This window comes from Acinetobacter lactucae (assembly GCF_013344765.1).
In the GTDB taxonomy this organism is placed as follows: Bacteria; Pseudomonadota; Gammaproteobacteria; order Pseudomonadales; family Moraxellaceae; genus Acinetobacter; species Acinetobacter lactucae_A.
The window spans coordinates 1-19,036 of record NZ_JABVBF010000054.1 but is presented as its reverse complement, the minus strand read 5'-3'; the positions used below and the strand labels follow the sequence as shown (position 1 = coordinate 19,036).

The following is a 19,036-nucleotide window of genomic DNA, read 5'->3' as shown; positions in this document are numbered from 1 at the left end:
TCAATAAATATTATAATTAAACTCATACATCACACTATTTGGTAAGTAGGCTAGATTCCATAAGTTGTTCATTTTATCTCCTTTTATTTTATGTTTTAAAAAGTAGTTATCTGATTGTTTTTCCTATAATGACACATTTTTTGATCGTATTATTGTAAATAATCTTATAGGATAAGATAAAAATTTATAACTACAAATAGGGGAAAACATGTCCTTTTCTCAGCATCCAGAACATCATTTTATTCACCGCTCAGGTTGGTTAAGGGCAGCCGTTTTAGGCGCTAATGATGGGATCATTTCTGTTACCAGTCTAATTATGGGAATGGCTGCAAGTGGGGCCTCTGCCCATACGCTTCTTATTGCTTGTATTGCTGGTTTAATTTCTGGTGCAACTTCTATGGCTGCCGGAGAGTATATTTCAGTAAAATCACAAGAAGATATTGAAAAAGCTGACTTAAAGTTTGAGGCACAAGAACTCAAAAAGCATCCGCAACGTGAACTGGATGAACTTACCCAGATTTATATAGCCAGAGGTTTAGAACCAGATTTAGCTCGACAAGTTGCTACACAACTTACAAATCATGATGCTTTAGGTGCTCACGCACGCGATGAAATTGGTATTCATGAAAATACAGCAGCAAATCCTATGCAAGCTGCGTTAGCTTCAGCTGGCTCATTTTCATTTGGGGCATTGTTTCCTATGCTGGCTATTTTACTCAGCCCAGACGTTTGGATCGAAAAAATAGTCTTAGTATTTGGCATTATTTCATTAGCTTTTTTAGGAGCGCTATCAAGTCATTTCGCCGGTACTTCTAAACTTAAAGGAAGTTTACGCATTACCTTGTGGGGAATTTTAGCGATGGCTTTTTCAAGCTGGATCGGTTCTTTATTTCATGTTACTCCACTTTAAAAAAATCAGAATTTATGAATGCTTAAGAACTAAATATTTAAAAACTAAATGCCCAATATTATTTGCTCTTGGTTCTGCTTTCACGTTATGGTGAACACAAAGAAATGAGGTGAATAAAATGAGCCTATTACAACAACTTGAAATTAAACATCCGATTTTTCTTGCCCCCATGGCAGGTGTATCTACACCTGAACTTGCCGCAGAAGTTTCTAATCAGGGTGGTCTTGGGTCCCTAGGTCTAGGTGCAAATACGGCGCAAAGTGCACGTGAACAGATTTTAAAAACTCAAACACTTACAGAAAAATCATTTCAGGTTAATTTTTTCTGCCATCAACCCGAACAACTTAATCCTCAAACTTCAGCGCAATGGATTGAATATTTACGTCCACAGTTTGAAAAGTTCGGAGAACAGCCTCCTCAAAACTTAAACTGTATTTATCCAAGTTTTCTTGATAATGATGACTTTTTAAATGTCGTATTAGAAACCAAACCTAAAGCTGTCAGTTTTCATTTTGGAATTCCCCATCCCCATCAAATTCAGGCATTAAAAGATGCCGGAATTATCACTATGGTGTCTGCTACCAATTTAGTTGAAGCTCAAGCCATTGAAGCGGCCAGTATTGATATTATTATTGCTCAAGGTATTGAAGCAGGTGGACATCGTGGAATCTTTAATAAGACCTTTGATGCAGCAATTAAAACCAGCGATTTAGTACACCTGATTGTCCAACATTGCAAACGCCCTGTGGTAGCTGCTGGTGGAATTATGAACGGAGCACAAGCACGGCATATGTTGAGCTTAGGAGCTACTGCTGTTCAACTCGGAACTGCTTTCGTTCAATGTCCATCTTCAAATGCATCTGCCGAATATCGTAAAGCTTTATTTAATGAGTCTGTGACGCAAATCAGCGCCAGTCTTTCTGGACGTCCTGCACGTGGCCTGCTCAACCATTGGCACACTCAAATTGATCTACCTGATCGCCCTCCTCAACCCGAATATCCATATACCTATGATTTGGCCAAGCAACTCAATGCAATTGCAAGCAAGAATAAAGACTATGGCTTCGGTGCTTTTTGGGCAGGTAGTAATGTTTCGCAAATAAGAGAGCTAGATGCTGCTGATCTGGTTAACCAGTTAGTCGTAGAAATGTTAGAAGATGAGTAAATCTAAAAAAGCCAGTAACCGTATACTGGCTTTTATTTAATGAGTTTCTAGTAAATTAACTTGCTCAACTTGTACATCACTCATCAAATTTCCTTCAGCCAATAACTGATTAAAATAGTTTTCGACTACTACTGCTTGTTCAGCAGTACTTTCAACTTTATACATATTTTGGCGGAATTCGTTACTTGAACGTAATCCTTTGGTGTACCAAGCAATGTGTTTACGAGCAATACGGCATCCAGAATATTCACCGTAAAATTGATAAAGTTCTGATAAATGCCCAAGTAATACCTGTTTGACCTCTTCAATATTAGGTGCGGCTAAGTACTCTCCAGTCTTCAAATAATGAGCAATTTCACGAAAAATCCATGGTCGACCTTGAGCAGCACGACCAATCATGATTGCATCAGCTCCTGTATAGTCGAGCACATATTTCGCTTTTTCAGGACTATCAATATCACCGTTCGCAATAAGTGGAATATTGATTAATTCTTTGACATGTTTGATCAAATCATACCGTGCTGTATTTAAATACATATCTTCACGGGTACGGCCATGTAACGCTAGCGCAGCAATTCCTGCTTCTTCTGCTCTCTTTGCGACTCTTAAAATATTTTCTTGACCATTTAAAAAGCCCAAACGGGTTTTTAAAGTCACAGGAACATCAACAGCTGCGACAACCGCATCAAGAATTCGCGCCACCAAGTCTTCATCTTGTAATAATGCTGAGCCGGCGAGCTTATTACATACTTTCTTGGCCGGACATCCCATATTGATATCAACAATTTGTGCACCATTTGCGACTTGATAACGTGCAGCCTCTGCTAACTGTTCAGGATCAGAACCTGCAATTTGAGCAGAGATTGGGGCGAGTTCGCCATCAAAATTTGCACGGTAGAGGCTCTTTTTGCTCATCCGCAAAGTTTTATCGGCAGTCATCATTTCACTGACTGCATGGCCGGCGCCAAAATACTTGCAGAGTGTTCTAAATGGACGGTCAGTGACTCCGGCCATAGGCGCAACAATTAAATTATTTGACAGTTGATAGGGACCAATATACATATATATTCATACAATTGATGATCAACATAGTATACTTCATCCGCTTAATCGGCTCATCTTTTTATGCAGGTGCTTTCCTCGCCATGAACAAACCGTTGTCTTCCCGTTTTTTATTAAAATCATTCGGCATGGCTGCCGTATGCATGAGTTTAGCTGCTTGTGGTGATAAAGCTTGGTGGTCAAACAATGATGAGCCTGAACTAGAAAGCCAACAGATTAAACGTCTAATCCCATCGCGTGTGAATGATCGTGAGTCTTGGGCTAATGATATCGATGATATTATGCAAGACTTAGATGTACCTAAAACTAAAAAAAATGTATGCAGCATTATTGCCGTGGTGGATCAAGAGTCGAATTTTGTAGCAGATCCACAAGTCCCTGGGCTAGGCACAAAAGCAGTTCAAGAAGTAAATACTCGTTTACAAGAAAAATTCGAAGCAAAACTGGGTCAAAAAATTGGTGGTACAGTTGCAGGCTATTTTGAAGAAGTTCTTAAAACCCAGCCATCACCAGACGACAATTATATGAGTCGGATGCGTAAAGTTAAAACCGAGAAAGAACTCGATTTACTTTATCGTGAAATTTTCGATTTTATGGCCAAGCATTATCATGTCAGCGCTTTAACAGGCGCTGCTAAACTAGTTGGGCAAGATATTGGCGAAAAAATGAACCCTATTACGACTTTAGGTTCTATGCAAGTGCATATTAATTATGCCAAAGCCAATAAACGCTCTAGCATGAATATCGCAGAACTTCGTAATGATTTATACACCCAATATGGCGGTTTATATTACGGTATTCATCGTTTAATGAGTTATCCAGCTAATTATGATAAGGCTATTTATCGTTTTGCTGATTATAATTCAGGTATGTATTCCAGCCGGAATTCCGCATTTCAGAGTATGTTGAATGATTTAACGGATGTTGAACTAGGATTAGATGGTGATTTGCTTCTTTACACAAAAGATGGTGATGTACGATCAGCTCCAAGTCAGTCCGAAAAAGAACTCATTACTGTTTTTGCAAAAAATAATATTTTAGTTACCCCAAGACAAATTCGTGATGATCTTAAATTAGAAAAAGAGAAAAAGTTTGAAAGTACACAAACTTATATTGCCCTGACTAAACTTTATAAAGCGAAGACAGGTAAAGAACCGATCTATGCGATTATGCCCCAAGTGGTTATCTCTGGGCCAAAATTAAGTCGTGACTATAATACCAACTGGTTTGCAACCCGCGTAAACGGACGATATGAATCATGTATGCAAAGAGCGAAAAGAATAAGACTATAAATAATCTCGCCCTATTCGATTTTGATGGAACCTTGTGTAGTAAAGATAGTTTTACAGGGTTCATCTTTTATGCTTTATCTAAGCGTCACATTGTTAAGCAAGGCTTGAAAATTCTGCCATGGATCCAAGCTTACTATCTTAATTTTTATCCAGCCCATGCTATGCGTGCGAAGTTATTCCGGAGCATGTTTAAAGATACCCCTGCAATTGAATTACAAAGATTAGGTGAAGAATACGCCCAAGAGTTGGTCTCTGCACTTTCGCCTGAAATTTTTGCTCAGTTACAACATCATCAGTTGCTTGGTGATCGAGTGGTATTAGTTTCGGCTTCAATTGATGTCTATCTTGCTCCACTTTGCAAGCTATTAGATATCGAGTTGATTTGTACCGAAACACAAATTAAAAACGGCATGGTGACGGGTTATTATTCAACTCCAGATTGTAGTAGTGAACAAAAGAAGTTAAGAGTACGTCAGCAATATGCGTTACAGCATTACCATCAAATTTATGCTTATGGTAATAGCTCAGAAGACCTAGACATGTTGAGTCTCGCCACACATCCTTTTATGGTGGGTGAAGATCGTGTTTTACCTCGTTTAACACCAGAAAAAAAGCTCGCATAAAGCGAGCTTTTTATTTAAATACAACTTAATAAATTGCCATATGATCACGATGAATCATTTCAAGTGAACGGGCTTCACCTAACACTTGATAAACCTTATCTGAGGCTAAACCTTTGATAATTTCAGCTGATCGTGAACTAAAGTTTACTCGACCTACTGCAATGCGTTTACCTTGTTTATCAACACATTCAACCACATCACCACGATCAAAATGCCCTTCTACAGTCTTAACCCCAACAGGGAGCAAACTGCGATGCTTCAATTTAATCGCTTCAACAGCACCATCATCAATCACAAGGCGACCTGCTGTTTGTAAATGAGCAGCAAGCCACTGTTGATGAGCAGTCATGCGGTCTTTATCCGTAGTAAACAAAGTACCAAGCATCTCACCTGCCATCGCACGTGATAGAACATTATCACTTTCACCACTCGCGATGAGCGTTGGACAGCCTGACTTAGCAGCTAAACGTGCAGCACGAACTTTAGTGACCATTCCACCACGCCCGAGTACACCACCACCACCAGCCATGTCGAATAAATCATCATCCATAGCACGAACGGTAGACATTAATTTAGCATCAGGATTATGACGTGGATCTGAGTCAAACATACCTTGCTGATCCGTTAAAATGATCAGCAATTCTGCATGAACCTGACCTGCTACCATCGCAGCTAAGGTATCATTGTCACCAAACCGGATCTCATCGGTAGAAACCGTGTCATTTTCATTAATGACCGGAATCACACGCCAATCAATCAAGTTTTGCAAAGCATCACATGAATTCAGATAACGACGGCGATCTGCCAAATCATCATGAGTCAATAAAACCTGAGCAGTACGAATACCATGGTTTTCAAGCACACTAGACCAAGTATGAATTAAGCCCATCTGCCCAATTGCAGCACAGGCTTGTAGACTGGGTAGATCGGTGGGTCGACTCGCAAGCTTCATACGAACCATACCTTCTGCTACAGCTCCTGAAGACACTAAAATAATTTCGTGTCCGGCATTGTGTAGATCTGCAATCTGTTTCGCCCAATGCGAAATAGCGTCCAGATCTAAACCTTGACCATTAGCTGTAAGTAAAGATGATCCGATTTTAACAACGATTCGTTTACACTCACTGAGCTGACGTTGCCCATCGACCACTTCTATCATGTTTCCCTCGGTTTTCTAGTCACGAACGTAGATGACTTCTACATCATTGTCGTCTTCATCATCGTCAAAATCATCATCATCGTCCATCATGCTTTCGAGACGTTGTGCTCGACGCATTGCACGATATGCTTCTTTTGCCGCAATGGTTTGTTCACGTGTTTCAACTTCTAGTTGTTCACGGAAAGCTCTTACTTCCGCTGCGTATTCAGGATCTTCAACTTCGCGTTCGCGTTGTTGTTCAATCTGATCCATCAGGTAATACACAACTTCTTTTGTACCTTCGCTTAATAAGCCCGATGTCTTAAAGACAGGTCCAGTCCACTCTAGTTCATCTAGAATGTGCTGACACCACTCTTCACGGCTTTCTTCAGCAATCTGATCAAGTTTATTGAGTACTAAAACAACTGGTAATTTCGCCAAAGTTGGTGAGAACTTAGCCAACTCATTCATAATCGCTTTTGCATTATGCGCTGGATCTGAACCATCAATTGGTTGTACATCAATAATGTGTAAAAGAATACGAGTACGTGCCAAATGTTTAAGGAAGCGAATTCCTAAACCTGCACCCTCTGCCGCACCCTCGATTAACCCAGGAATATCGGCCATTACAAATGAACGATGGCGGTCAGCATCGACTACACCCAAATTTGGAACCATGGTTGTAAATGGATAATCTGCTACTTTTGGTTTTGCAGCACTTACAGCACGAATAAAAGTAGATTTACCGGCATTTGGCATACCCAGCAAGCCAACATCTGCCAATACTTTTAATTCAAGACGAATTTCACGGAACTCACCTTTTATACCATTCGTACATTTACGCGGCGCGCGGTTAGTTGATGATTTAAAGTGAGTGTTACCTAAACCACCTTCACCACCACCAGCAACCAGAATTCTTTGGCCGTCTTCAACCAAATCGCCAATAATATCGCCTGAATCTGTATCAACAATTGTTGTACCAACGGGTACTTTTAAAACCACATCTTCACCACCACGTCCAGTACAGTTAGCACCTGCACCGTTTTTTCCACGCTCAGCACGGAATTTACGTGTGTAACGGTAATCGACTAGCGTACTTGTATCGTCATCAGCTTGAATATAGATACTTCCACCACGTCCGCCATCACCACCATCTGGGCCACCAAATGGTACAAATTTCTCACGGCGAAAACTGGCTACGCCATTGCCACCGTCGCCAGCCTCTACGGTAATGACTGCTTCATCAACAAAGCGCATCTGCCAATCCTCTAAAAACTCTAAAACCGCCTATTCTGCCATATTTTCATAAAATTCTCGAATATAAAATGGAACTATTCCATTTATAACGATCTGTTTTATCTTTAATCCACAAGATACTTTTGGATTTGCAAATAGGATTCTTATAAAAAATAAAATTTAACCAATTTTATTTAATTATCAAGGATGCACATTGCGCAGAGGTAAAGTCATTTGCATATCAAGATTGGCTTTTGTTTTTGTCACAGAATTATACATGATGGCATTAAATGATGAGATATTCCCCATTTCCATAGGATCATTCACATCTAGGCTTGGTTTAAACTGATGTTTCACCGATAAATTTACAGGCTCATCGAATTCAAAATAAACAGGACCATCAAAAACAATTTTAACTGGCACGGTATAACTACGTTTTAAATTAAAAGGGACGTCCAACTTAATAGGAATATCTAATTTAAGTGGAAATTTTGGCAAGAATTTACTTTGATAAACCAAATCCGTAGTGGTTTCTAAAGGCATAACCTGATCAATTTTTAGAGTCGTTGAATAGTCAACACTTACTGTAATTGGTGTTTCTACAGCAAAATTTAAATCTGCCAAATATTTTCCTTTTAAAGGTAAAGTTAATTGGCGGTCTATATCTAATGTTGTATCAAGTTTACCAATCGACTGAACTTGCAATGTATTGCCAACTTGAATCTTTGTTTCTAGCGAGTCGGGTAAACTAATATCAGCATTATGAGCCGAAACAACTAAATTTGCTTGAATGTTGAGATACACCCAAAACATAATAGCCGCAAGAATCATCATTAAAAAGAAACTGATTAACATACTCTTGAGTGAACGAAACATTAGCATCCACCCTATTGATCAGCTGTCGTTTGAGATTTTTCTGAGCCTAATACTCGATTTAATCGCATAGTGGACAGAGGAATTTTTAACTCACCATTTGCAATTTTAACAGGCAACGTATTTTTCACATCAACCGAAGCATCTAACGCTGTTTTGACAGGTACATTTAAATTCCCCTCAATTGGGATATTCGTATCTAATCTTGCTTTTAAAGGAATATGTAGATTTTCTTTTAATACCGTCCGTACTGGCGCATCAAATTTTAAATGAACGTTTTGCTCAAGCGGGACACTAATATCAATTGGCACATCAAGTTTTAATGGAATAGTTCCTTTCAATGGCAACGTAATATCACGTCCCAAAACTCTCACCTGAACCTTAGTATCAATTGGTAAATTTTGCTCAACTTTTAAAGTTTCTTTGACAGGAATAGTGGTGCTAATCGGCACCATATTATCGAAATAAACACGTGGAGTTAATGTTTGTGTTAATGGAATATTCAGTTGCTCATCAATTGGAATACTGGCATTTACCCGACCTTTTACATCCACATTTAAAGCATCTTGTACTTTAACTTTAACTTGTAGAGGCTCTTGTAAATCAATAGCAACAGCTTGATTTTTCAATGGAATATAAATATTAAAATGCTTGAATACCCATATTGCAATCAGAACACCACATAAATTGGCAATAATGATGAATATAAAAACGACCAACAAACGTTTAAACTGCGACAATTCCTATCCCTTACTATTTTCTTTTTTTCCTTAATTCGTATTCTCATTTATTTACAAAAAATAGTCAGCATATATTTTGTACGGTTGTAAAAAAACCCAGTCTAAACTGGGTCTTTTTGTGAAAATATTTTATAGATCGTTAAATGATCTTAAGCATTCAATTCTGCTGGAATTTTTTTATAGCTTACGCCGCACATTTGTTCAGCGATACGTAATACTTGGCAGCTATAACCAACTTCGTTATCGTACCAAACATAAGCCGTTAAACGGTTACCAGAAGTAATCGTTGCTTGAGCGTCGTATACGCCTGCTGTACGAGAACCAATAAAGTCACTCGATACAACTTCAGTCGAGTTGGTATAACCAATTTGACCTTGAAGGCTAGAGTTAATCGAGATTTGACGAATGTATTCGTTCACTTCTTCACGATCAACTTCTTTATCAAGCGTTAAGTTCAAGATTGCAAGAGATACGTTTGGTGTAGGAACACGTACAGAGTTACCAGTTAACTTACCTTTCAATGCAGGTAATGCTTTAGCAACTGCTTTAGCTGCACCAGTCTCTGTAATTACCATGTTCAAAGTAGCAGCACGGCCACGACGATCTGCTTTATGATAGTTATCGATTAAGTTCTGGTCATTTGTAAATGAGTGAACAGTTTCAACATGACCATTAAGAACTTTATATTTGTCATCCAATACTTTAAGAATTGGAGTAATTGCATTGGTTGTACAACTTGCAGCAGAGATGATTTTGTCTTCATCTAAGATATCTGTGTTGTTTACACCAAATACAACGTTTTTCATTTCGCCTTTACTTGGTGCAGTCAATACAACACGTGCAACGCCTGGGCATTTCAAGTGTTGGCTTAGACCTTCAGCATCACGCCATTTACCAGTATTGTCGATTAAAAGTGCATTTTCAATACCGTATTCAGTATAGTCAACTTCACTTGGGCTAGACGCATAAATCACTTTAATGAAGTTACCGTTAGCAATGATTGCCTCGTTTTCTTCATCAACAGAGATAGTACCAGCGAAAGTACCATGAATAGAGTCACGACGAAGTAAAGAAGCACGTTTTGCTAAGTCACCGTCAGAAGACTTACGTACAACGATTGCTTTAAGGCTTAAACCACGACCTAAACCTGATTGGCTAATGATTAAACGAGCCAAGATACGACCAATACGACCAAAACCGTAAAGAACTACATCTTTAGGTTGTTCAGAAGTTGCGCTACCTTGGATTGACTCAACTGATTGAGCAACAAAAGCATCAACATCACCGCCTTTTTCTTTATATTCAACAGCAAGTTTACCGATATCAACTTCTGCAGAACCAATATTTTCAACTTTTGCTAAAGCTTCTAAAATTGGGAATGTATTTACAACAGAAAGTTCAACGTCTACAACACGTGTACGACGGTGAGTTTTCAAAATTTGAATAACAGAACGGTTAATTAAAGAGCGACCGTAAACAGATACGACAATATTTTTTTCACGGTATAATTGACCGATTAATGCAATCATACGTTCCGCGATTTCTTCACGGTTTTTCCAACGGCCTTGGTGTTCAGCGTGCAGGGCGATGATAGTGTCTTTGCTCACAGATACGTCCTCTAATTAATTATATCTAGGCGTGATTTTTAAAACCCCGTAATTGTAATGGAATTATTGGCAAGAATGAATCAAAAGCTGACGTTAGTGGCTAGATTTTCCTAAAATTCATCATAAATTCATAAAATTCCTATAATTATTTTTTATTATCTTATTGTTTAAATCAGCTAAATTTTTGCTTTTTCTTACTTTTTAGATTGTAACGCACTACTCGAACTCATCATTTTTTAATCTTTTTTGATATTTCTCGATGTTGAGCTGCAAATTTTTGGCCTTTTGTTGTTGTTGATAAAGATGAATTGCCCCTTCTAAAACGAGTACAAAAACAGCACACCAAATCGGAATATAAGTGAACCATTCTTCCTGTCCAATACTCTCCCCTAAAACTAAAGAAGCTAAAGCAAGTAATACAGGTTCCAAATATCCTAAAAGTCCAAACACGACTAATGGTAAAAAGCGACTTGCCAGAATATAACTTCCTAAACCAATAGCACTTAAAATTCCAAGCCCAACAATGACCAAAGCAAGACTGGGTTGGTCTATAAATTTGCTATAAGGGAGTAAACCTGTATGAGTTAAATAAATTGCAACGGGCATGATAATGACCAAATCCCACCAAAAGCCTCCTAAGTTGTCTGTTTTAATTTTCTTACGTAATAAAAAATAAGCTGAATAGCCAACTGCTACCAATGCAGTTTCCCAAGCAATACTTCCTAAACGCCATATCTCATGACTAACACCAATGACTGCAAGAATAATTGCGGCCCATTGAAATTTTGATATTTTTTCGCCATACAGCACACTTCCTGCTAAGACCAGAACTAGCGGTAATAGGAAATATCCCAAAGAGACTTGTAACCCACGGCCATGCATCGGCCCCCACAAAAAAAGCCAAAGTTGTACTGAGGTTAAAATAGAGGTTGTGATTAATAATAATAGTAAAGAAGGTTTAGCCAAAATACGTTGATAGATATTTTTGATATACGCTAAATCACCACTCCACCACATAAACAAAGTAAGGAATGGTAATGTTGCAATGATTCTCCATCCAAAAGTTTGCTCACTATCGAGCTGACTTAATAATTGAGTATAAAAATAAAGTACACCAAAAGTGAATGATGCCATGACAGACAAGATCACGCCCTTAAACATCATCAACCTCTAGACTTTAGTAAAAATAGCTCCCTACAATACTTGATTTATCCACTATAAAAAAGAAAAAACCATGTAAAAACATGGATTCTTCTTAACTCAGCATACACCATTATTCTTTATGTTCTGTACGGATAACATCTCGAATATCAAAGCCTAGAGTTTTAGCGTAATTAAGATATTCATCTACTACTTCTTGCTCAGGATGAGGAGTTCTTGATAAAACCCAAAGATATTTACGTGAAGGCTCCCCTACTAAGACCGTCTGATAGTCTTCATCAAGTTTTAAAATCCAGTAGTCCCCACGGATTACTGGAATCCACCTTACAGCTTCAGGTAAAAAACTTACCTTCAATTTTGAGTTATACGGTGGGTTAACCACAAAGGCCTCCCCGATAGATTGCTGTAATTGTTTTCTATTATCGTAGCAGCGATTATCTACAACTACATTTCCATTTTCGTTTAAGGTGTAAGTTGCAGATACGTTATAAGCACACTTTTTCTGAAAAAATGCAGGCTTACGAGCGACTTCATACCAGACACCTAAATATCGGTCTAGTTCAACTTTATAAACAGTTTGCAAGGGTTTCGGCTGAGCATAGACATAGGTTCCAACAGCCAAACCAGCCAAAACGACACCGCCCAACGCAATTTTAGCCAAACGCCAACTGGCTTGCGGAACATTATTTCGAAATGCCATTGTTGCCCTCAACGATTAGTTGTGAATACAAAAGAACTCAAATACCTACAGTAGCTTGTTTTTTAAACACATTATGTAGCGTTATGTATTCATTTATTGCAACATCTGCGCTTTTAATCGAAGAATTTCATCACGTATTCGCGCAGCCTGTTCAAACTGCAAATCTTTCGAAGCTTTCAACATCTCTTTTTCAAGCTTAGTAATATGCTTACTAAACAATTTTGGATCAGAGAGAATATGTCTTTCGTCGGCACTTAAAGCTTGTGCCTGTTCAAAAACCTTCTCATCAATCTCATCATCTGAAAGTACTTCACCTGAATCAATTTCTTTGATGACCTGACGAACAGCACTACGTGGTGTAATACCATGCAATTCGTTGAACTCGATTTGTTTAGCTCTACGGCGTTCAGTCTCATCTATTGCTTTTTGCATAGAATCAGTAATTCGGTCAGCATATAAAATTGCTTTACCTTTTATGTTACGCGCAGCTCGGCCAATCGTTTGAATAAGTGAACGCTCTGAACGTAGAAAACCTTCTTTATCTGCATCTAAAATAGCAACTAAAGAAACTTCTGGCATATCCAGACCTTCACGTAGTAGGTTAATACCAACGAGAACGTCGAACACACCTGTACGTAACTCATGAATAATTTTGACACGTTCAACTGTATCAATATCTGAGTGTAAATAAGCGACTTTAACTCCGTATTCTTTTAAATAAGAAGTCAGATCTTCTGCCATACGTTTTGTTAAAGTAGTCACCAACACACGTTCATTTAGGTTCTTACGAATATTGATTTCAGAAAGAACATCATCAACTTGAGTTAATACAGGACGAACTTCAATTTCAGGATCGATTAGTCCTGTTGGACGTACCACTTGCTCAACCACTTGGTCAGACTTTTCTAGCTCATATTTAGCTGGTGTCGCACTTACAAAAATGGTCGTCGGTACAATACGCTCCCACTCTTCAAATTTCATTGGTCGATTATCAAGTGCGCTTGGTAAACGGAAACCATAATTCACTAAATTTTCTTTACGTGATCGGTCACCTTTATACATCGCCCCAATTTGTGGAACAGTAACGTGTGACTCATCAATAATAAGCAACGCATCTTCAGGTACATAATCAAATAAAGTTGGAGGCGCTTCACCAGCTGGACGGCCTGACAAATGTCGTGAATAGTTTTCGATACCGTTGGTATAACCCAACTGTTGCATCATTTCCAAATCATAGCGGGTGCGCTGCTCAATACGCTGAGCTTCTAACAATTTGTCATGTTCACGGAAGAATTTAAGTTGATCTTGTAATTCATCTTTAATCGTATCAATGGCACGAGTTAGATGATCTTTTGGCGTTACATAGTGACTTTTTGGATAAATCGTAACACGTGGAACTTTACGAACCATTTTACCAGTTAGCGGGTCAAACCAACGGATGGAATCAACCTCATCATCGAATAGCTCAATACGAATCGCGTGTTGATCAGATTCGGCAGGGAAAATATCAATAATTTCGCCACGAATTCGATAGGTACCACGTAAGAACTCAAGTTCATTACGCGTATATTGCATTTCAACCAAACGACGAATGATTTCATCACGACTTACGCGGTCGCCCTCAACCACATGCAGTAACATTTGCATATAGGCATTTGGGTCACCCAAACCATAAATTGCAGATACCGAAGCCACAATAATTGCATCACGACGCTCTAATAAAGCTCGTGTTGCTGACAATCGCATCTGGTCGATATGATCATTAATGGCCGCATCTTTTTCAATAAAAGTATCTGAAGATGGGACATAAGCCTCTGGTTGGTAATAATCATAATAACTTACGAAATACTCAACCGCATTATTGGGAAAGAACGCTTTAAACTCTCCATAAAGCTGGGCAGCCAAAGTTTTGTTATGGGCCATCACAATTGTAGGTCGCTGTGTTTGAGCAATCACATTTGCCATGGTATAAGTTTTACCCGAGCCAGTTACACCCAGTAATAACTGATTACGAAAACCATGCTCGATACCATTGACCAGCTTTTCAATGGCCTGTGGCTGATCACCTGCTGGCTGATAATGAGTGACCAAATCAAAAGGTTGATTTTCGTTCAAAGTTATCTCTCTTTATGAAAAAATTGAATTTAACGTCTCCCCTTTTAATGGGGATTTTTATCTTAATTTAAAGTCTAAATTGAGCTGGAAATTCTGTGTAAAAGATTAAGCATCTTAACACTTGACCAATACCCTAATCAGTTGCAACATGAAGCTATCCATTAAACAAAAAGTATAACCATGACCTATCAATATCATGATGAAAGTATTGTAACCGAACTTCCCGAAGATACAGTTTTTGTATTTGGAAGTAATCTTGCTGGACAACACGGTAGCGGTGCAGCACGTGTGGCAAGTCAGCACTTCGGAGCAGTTGAAGGTGTAGGTCGTGGCTGGGCTGGACAAAGCTTTGCAATTCCAACTTTAAATGAACACATTCAACAAATGCCACTTTCACAAATTGAACACTATGTTGAAGACTTCAAAATTTATGCAAAAAACCATCCTAAAATGAAATATTTTGTCACTGCATTAGGTTGTGGCATTGCGGGTTATAAAGTTTCCGAAATTGCTCCACTTTTTAAAGGTATTTACCACAACGTTATCTTTCCAGAATCTTTTAAGCCGTATGTAGAAGATAATGCGGTATCTCAGTTTCCGACTTTAACTCAAAAAATGGTACAAAGTTTCATTAATGATGAAGTTATTTTTTACTTTAATCATGGTAGTGAATCTTTTGAAGAGGCTTTAGATAAAACTGATTTATCAGACGCCGAAAAAGCCATAGCACTTATTGTTTTAAATGAAGAGCTGTATCCACGAGATCGTTATGGACGAGGCCGTGACCATGAGCTCAATGATATTTTAGGTAAGCTCAATGGTAAAATTTTCAATCTTCATGGAAACTCTGAGGGCGCCATGATTTTTGTAAGCGCTGTTGTTGCACTCATGGAACTTTACGATTTTGATGAACAAGATTTTATTAAACTATGGCGTGGTGAAAAAAACATTGACCATCCAATCAATCGTTAACTTCCCTTAAAACTTTATGAGTTAAGCAGATAGTCTCTGCTTTCTCATTATCTTATTTCTACTTACATTTAATTTTCTTATTTTTAATTATTCTAATAGATTTAAGTTCTTTATCTTTCCAAATCTTAATTTTTCTCATTATACTTTAAGGAAAACTGAATACTTAAAGAAACATATGGAAACTTTAGATTCTTCGATTTTTGACCTTAGCCCCATTCCAATGTGGATTGAGGATTTCAGTGAAGTTAAACAACTATTTGATCTATGGAGAGATCAAGGTATAAAAAACCTTTACGAATTTTTAAGTCAAAATAAACATTTAATTATTGAATGTGCCCACAAAATCAAAATCATTAGAGTAAATCAAAAAGCATTAGAACTTTTTGAAGCACAAACCCAAGAAGAACTATGTTCAAATTTGCATCTCATTTTTAAAAAAGAAATGTTTGAATCACACATTCATGAACTTGAGGAATTATGGAATGGTAACACCCACTTCTCGAGTACAACTGTGAATTACACCTTATCAGGTAAACGTATTGATGTTCAGTTACGTGGAGCTATTTTACCGGGGTCCGAATCCACATTCGATCGGCTATTAATTACAACAGAAGATATTACCCCTTATCAAAATGCACTTCGTCAGGAAGAAAAAAATCGTCGCTTAGCTGAATCTATGTTTACCTACTCACCTACTTCTCTTTGGGTCGAAGATTTCAGCCGTATTAAAAATAGAATCGATCAACTTAGATTATTGGGAATTGAAGATTTTAGAACTTTTCTAGATGTTCACCCTGAGTTTGTCCGCCAGTGCGTAGAAGATATTCTGATTTTGGATGTTAATCAGGCAACTCTTGATTTATTTAAGGCTCCTGATAAGTCGACACTTTTAAGAAATACACACAAGATTTTTGCTGAAGAAATGATTGAAACCTTTCGGGAGCAACTCATTGAATTATGGCAAGGTAATATCCATCACAAACGTGAAGCTGTTAACTACGCTTTAGATGGCCAAATAAGAAATGTGTTGCTTCAATTTACCGTTTTTCCCGGATATGAAGATACATGGGGATTGGTACAAGTTGCATTGACAGATATTACGGCTCGGAAAAAAGCGGAAAACTATCTTGAATATTTAGGGCAACATGATGTCCTTACCAAACTCTATAACCGTGCTTTTTTTACAGAGGAACTTAATCGTTTAAACCGAAGTATTATTCGTCCTGTTTCTTCAATTTTTTTAGATATGAATGGTTTAAAGGAAACAAATGACCAGTTTGGACATGATATTGGAGATGGTTTATTACGTCGTGTTGGAAATATTTTAAGTCAGGCTATTTCAAATACAGCCTATACGGCATCTAGAATAGGTGGCGATGAATTTGTAATTTTAATGCCAGGAGCAGATGAAGCGAATGTTCTAATTATGCTTCAAACCATTCAAGAGCTTTTTAATATCGACAATCAATATTATTCAAGCCACCCAATTAGCATTGCAATTGGACATGCAACAACTCAAGCAAATGAACAAATTGAGGACATGTTAAAGCGAGCTGACCATCACATGTACCAAAAGAAAAAAAGCTATTATCAGGAAATTTTACTCAATCAATAAAAAAAACAGGCATGTAGCCTGTTTTTCAAAATTAGCGTTTTCCCATAGAACGACGCGTACCACGTGGAGGCATCCACGTTCTATCTGCGTATTGCTCTGGCTTTGGACGCACTTGGTTGTGTACCGCATCATCGGCTTGATTGCTTTCATTCGGCATTGGGAATGGCAATTTCACCAAAGCCTTTTTCTGTTTTGGCTGTTGCTCAGTCATGATTCATTCTCGAAATTTCGATTGCGAGTTATTATAAATGATTTTTCCCATTTCTTTTCAAAAAAGCTTCAATTGTATAAATCTTGCTTAAGAATATTACTAAACTAAACTTTTTTACATCTGAGAAGGATCACATCCGCAAATTGCTTAATTTTTGCGATAAGATAGGATGCTTTTTATTTTTAATCCCATAAGAGGAATATTGCCGTGGACGTACGTCTTTCTGATCGTGTCAATGCTATCAAACCGTCCCCTACACTTGCTGTAACTAATAAAGCGGCTGAGCTTAAAGCTGCTGGCAAGAACGTGATTGGTTTAGGTGCTGGCGAGCCAGATTTTGATACCCCTCAACACATCAAAGATGCTGCAATTGAAGCGATTAATAATGGTTTCACCAAATATACGGCTGTAGATGGTACTCCTGGGTTAAAAAAAGCAATTATTGCTAAATTTAAACGCGACAATAATCTTGATTATCAAGCGAATCAGATTTTGGTTTCATGTGGTGGTAAGCAAAGCTTCTTTAACTTGGCGCTTGCTCTATTAAACAAAGGCGATGAAGTGATCATTCCAGCACCGTTCTGGGTAAGCTATCCAGATATGGTCATTATTGCTGAAGGTACTCCAGTCATTGTGAAATGTGGCGAAGACCAACGTTTCAAAATCACTCCTGAACAATTAGAAGCTGCGATTACACCTAACACTCGTTTAGTGGTATTAAACAGCCCATCTAACCCAACAGGCATGATTTATAGCAAAGCTGAATTAGAAGCTTTAGCTGAAGTTTTACGTCGTCACCCACAAGTATTTGTTGCATCTGACGATATGTATGAACCGATTCGTTGGGAAGATGAGTTCTATAACATCGCAACTGTTGCTCCAGATTTATATGACCGCACAATTGTTTTAAACGGTGTGTCTAAAGCATATGCAATGACAGGTTGGCGTATTGGATATGCAGCTGGTCCAGCAAAAATCATTGGTGCAATGAAAAAGATCCAATCACAGTCAACTTCTAACCCAACTTCTATTTCGCAAGTTGCTGCTGAAGCTGCATTGAATGGCCCACAAGACGTTTTACAACCTATGATTGAAGCGTTTAAACGCCGTCATGATTTAGTTGTAAATGGCTTGAATGATATTAAAGGGATCTCTTGCTTACCTGCTGACGGTGCTTTCTATGCCTATGCAAACATTCGCCCTCTTATTCGTGCAAAAGGCTTAAAATCTTGCACAGAGTTCTCTGAGTGGTTACTAGAAGAGACTGGTGTAGCAGTTGTTCCTGGTGATGCATTTGGTTTAGGCGGTTTTATGCGCATTTCATATGCTACAGCTGACGAAGTACTTGTTGATGCGTTAGCACGTATCAAAAAAGCTGCTGACTCAATTGAAGGCGTTGATGCTGCAATTGCATCTATCGAAGCTGAAAAAGCAGCGAAATAATTTGTAAAATTAAAAATGGCCTCAAAATTGAGGCCATTTTTATAATTAAAATTATCCTAGGTTAAACAATGCGGCCACCTCTGCCTCAGTCAGTTTCTTTGTATGATTTAGAAAAGTATAAAATCTGGTTTTGAATCAATAAAAAGTTCCATATCTAACTTCAAGCCTTCTAC

The 19,036-nt window shown here is 38.1% G+C and carries 17 protein-coding genes and 1 pseudogene; 7 read left to right on the top strand and 11 right to left on the bottom strand.

The window, feature by feature from the left end; translation table 11 throughout:
• Nucleotides 1-208 precede the first annotated feature (208 nt).
• Together HUN22_RS07680 and HUN22_RS07675 are read left to right on the top strand one after the other, a co-directional pair.
• Nucleotides 209-910 (top strand): VIT1/CCC1 transporter family protein, encoded by a 702-nt coding sequence (locus HUN22_RS07680; protein ID WP_174727724.1) that lies wholly within the window; start codon nt 209-211, stop codon nt 908-910.
• A 118-nt stretch (nt 911-1,028) separates the two neighbouring features.
• Nucleotides 1,029-2,075 carry an NAD(P)H-dependent flavin oxidoreductase gene (locus HUN22_RS07675; protein ID WP_174727721.1) on the top strand — a complete coding sequence of 349 codons (1,047 nt, stop codon included), beginning with the start codon at nt 1,029-1,031 and terminating at the stop codon, nt 2,073-2,075.
• A gap of 36 nt (nt 2,076-2,111) precedes the next feature.
• Here the strand turns inward: HUN22_RS07675 and dusB are convergent, their stop codons facing one another.
• Nucleotides 2,112-3,137 carry a tRNA dihydrouridine synthase DusB gene (dusB, locus tag HUN22_RS07670; RefSeq protein WP_016146096.1) on the bottom strand — a complete coding sequence of 342 codons (1,026 nt, stop codon included), beginning with the start codon at nt 3,135-3,137 and terminating at the stop codon, nt 2,112-2,114.
• Between the two features lie 83 nt (nt 3,138-3,220).
• Here dusB and HUN22_RS07665 point away from each other — a divergent pair, with 83 nt between their 5' ends.
• Both HUN22_RS07665 and HUN22_RS07660 read left to right on the top strand, forming a co-directional pair.
• A complete protein-coding gene (locus tag HUN22_RS07665) occupies nt 3,221-4,429 on the top strand; it encodes a DUF1615 family protein (RefSeq protein ID WP_031949037.1) in 1,209 nt (402 codons plus the stop codon).
• Entirely contained in the window at nt 4,396-5,052 is a 657-nt protein-coding gene (locus HUN22_RS07660; RefSeq protein ID WP_174727718.1) for an HAD-IB family hydrolase, read from the top strand. The genes HUN22_RS07665 and HUN22_RS07660 overlap by 34 nt, the downstream gene beginning before the upstream one ends.
• A 25-nt stretch (nt 5,053-5,077) precedes the next feature.
• Here the strand turns inward: HUN22_RS07660 and proB are convergent, their stop codons facing one another.
• The 8 genes from proB to uvrB all read right to left on the bottom strand — a co-directional run bounded on the left by proB (nt 5,078) and on the right by uvrB (nt 14,622).
• Entirely contained in the window at nt 5,078-6,211 is a 1,134-nt protein-coding gene (gene proB / locus HUN22_RS07655) for a glutamate 5-kinase (RefSeq protein WP_031949038.1), read from the bottom strand.
• 15 nt (nt 6,212-6,226) lie between these two features.
• Nucleotides 6,227-7,447, bottom strand: a complete 1,221-nt coding sequence (gene cgtA, locus HUN22_RS07650) for an Obg family GTPase CgtA (RefSeq protein ID WP_016146100.1) — start codon at nt 7,445-7,447, stop codon at nt 6,227-6,229.
• Between the two features lie 180 nt (nt 7,448-7,627).
• Nucleotides 7,628-8,302: a hypothetical protein gene (locus HUN22_RS07645; protein WP_171429432.1), complete on the bottom strand. Its 675-nt coding sequence runs from the start codon at nt 8,300-8,302 to the stop codon at nt 7,628-7,630.
• Between the two features lie 11 nt (nt 8,303-8,313).
• On the bottom strand, nt 8,314-9,039 hold the full coding sequence (locus HUN22_RS07640) for a hypothetical protein (RefSeq protein WP_016146102.1): 726 nt from the start codon (nt 9,037-9,039) through the stop codon (nt 8,314-8,316).
• A gap of 149 nt (nt 9,040-9,188) precedes the next feature.
• Nucleotides 9,189-10,646: a glyceraldehyde-3-phosphate dehydrogenase gene (locus HUN22_RS07635; protein WP_016146103.1), complete on the bottom strand. Its 1,458-nt coding sequence runs from the start codon at nt 10,644-10,646 to the stop codon at nt 9,189-9,191.
• Between the two features lie 216 nt (nt 10,647-10,862).
• Nucleotides 10,863-11,810: an EamA family transporter RarD gene (gene rarD, locus HUN22_RS07630; protein WP_174727715.1), complete on the bottom strand. Its 948-nt coding sequence runs from the start codon at nt 11,808-11,810 to the stop codon at nt 10,863-10,865.
• A gap of 109 nt (nt 11,811-11,919) precedes the next feature.
• Entirely contained in the window at nt 11,920-12,507 is a 588-nt protein-coding gene (locus HUN22_RS07625) for a lipocalin family protein (RefSeq protein WP_174727712.1), read from the bottom strand.
• 93 nt (nt 12,508-12,600) lie between these two features.
• Complete coding sequence (uvrB, locus tag HUN22_RS07620) at nt 12,601-14,622, bottom strand: excinuclease ABC subunit UvrB (protein WP_174727709.1); 2,022 nt, start codon at nt 14,620-14,622, stop codon at nt 12,601-12,603.
• A 180-nt stretch (nt 14,623-14,802) separates the two neighbouring features.
• Here uvrB and HUN22_RS07615 point away from each other — a divergent pair, with 180 nt between their 5' ends.
• Together HUN22_RS07615 and HUN22_RS07610 are read left to right on the top strand one after the other, a co-directional pair.
• The gene (locus HUN22_RS07615; protein WP_016146107.1) at nt 14,803-15,594 is read left to right on the top strand and encodes an A1S_2505 family phage non-structural protein; all 792 of its coding nucleotides are present in this window, start codon (nt 14,803-14,805) and stop codon (nt 15,592-15,594) included.
• A 175-nt stretch (nt 15,595-15,769) separates the two neighbouring features.
• Nucleotides 15,770-17,209, top strand: coding sequence for a sensor domain-containing diguanylate cyclase (locus tag HUN22_RS07610; RefSeq protein ID WP_174727706.1), 1,440 nt, complete (start codon nt 15,770-15,772; stop codon nt 17,207-17,209).
• A 31-nt stretch (nt 17,210-17,240) separates the two neighbouring features.
• Here the strand turns inward: HUN22_RS07610 and HUN22_RS07605 are convergent, their stop codons facing one another.
• Nucleotides 17,241-17,420, bottom strand: a complete 180-nt coding sequence (locus tag HUN22_RS07605; RefSeq protein WP_002118942.1) for a hypothetical protein — start codon at nt 17,418-17,420, stop codon at nt 17,241-17,243.
• A gap of 207 nt (nt 17,421-17,627) precedes the next feature.
• On the opposite strand from HUN22_RS07605, the gene HUN22_RS07600 reads away from it, so the two are divergent.
• Nucleotides 17,628-18,863, top strand: coding sequence for a pyridoxal phosphate-dependent aminotransferase (locus HUN22_RS07600; protein ID WP_002118408.1), 1,236 nt, complete (start codon nt 17,628-17,630; stop codon nt 18,861-18,863).
• 51 nt (nt 18,864-18,914) lie between these two features.
• On the opposite strand, the pseudogene HUN22_RS07595 reads toward HUN22_RS07600, so the two are convergent.
• Nucleotides 18,915-19,036, bottom strand: a pseudogene (locus HUN22_RS07595) (GFA family protein); the annotation flags it as partial.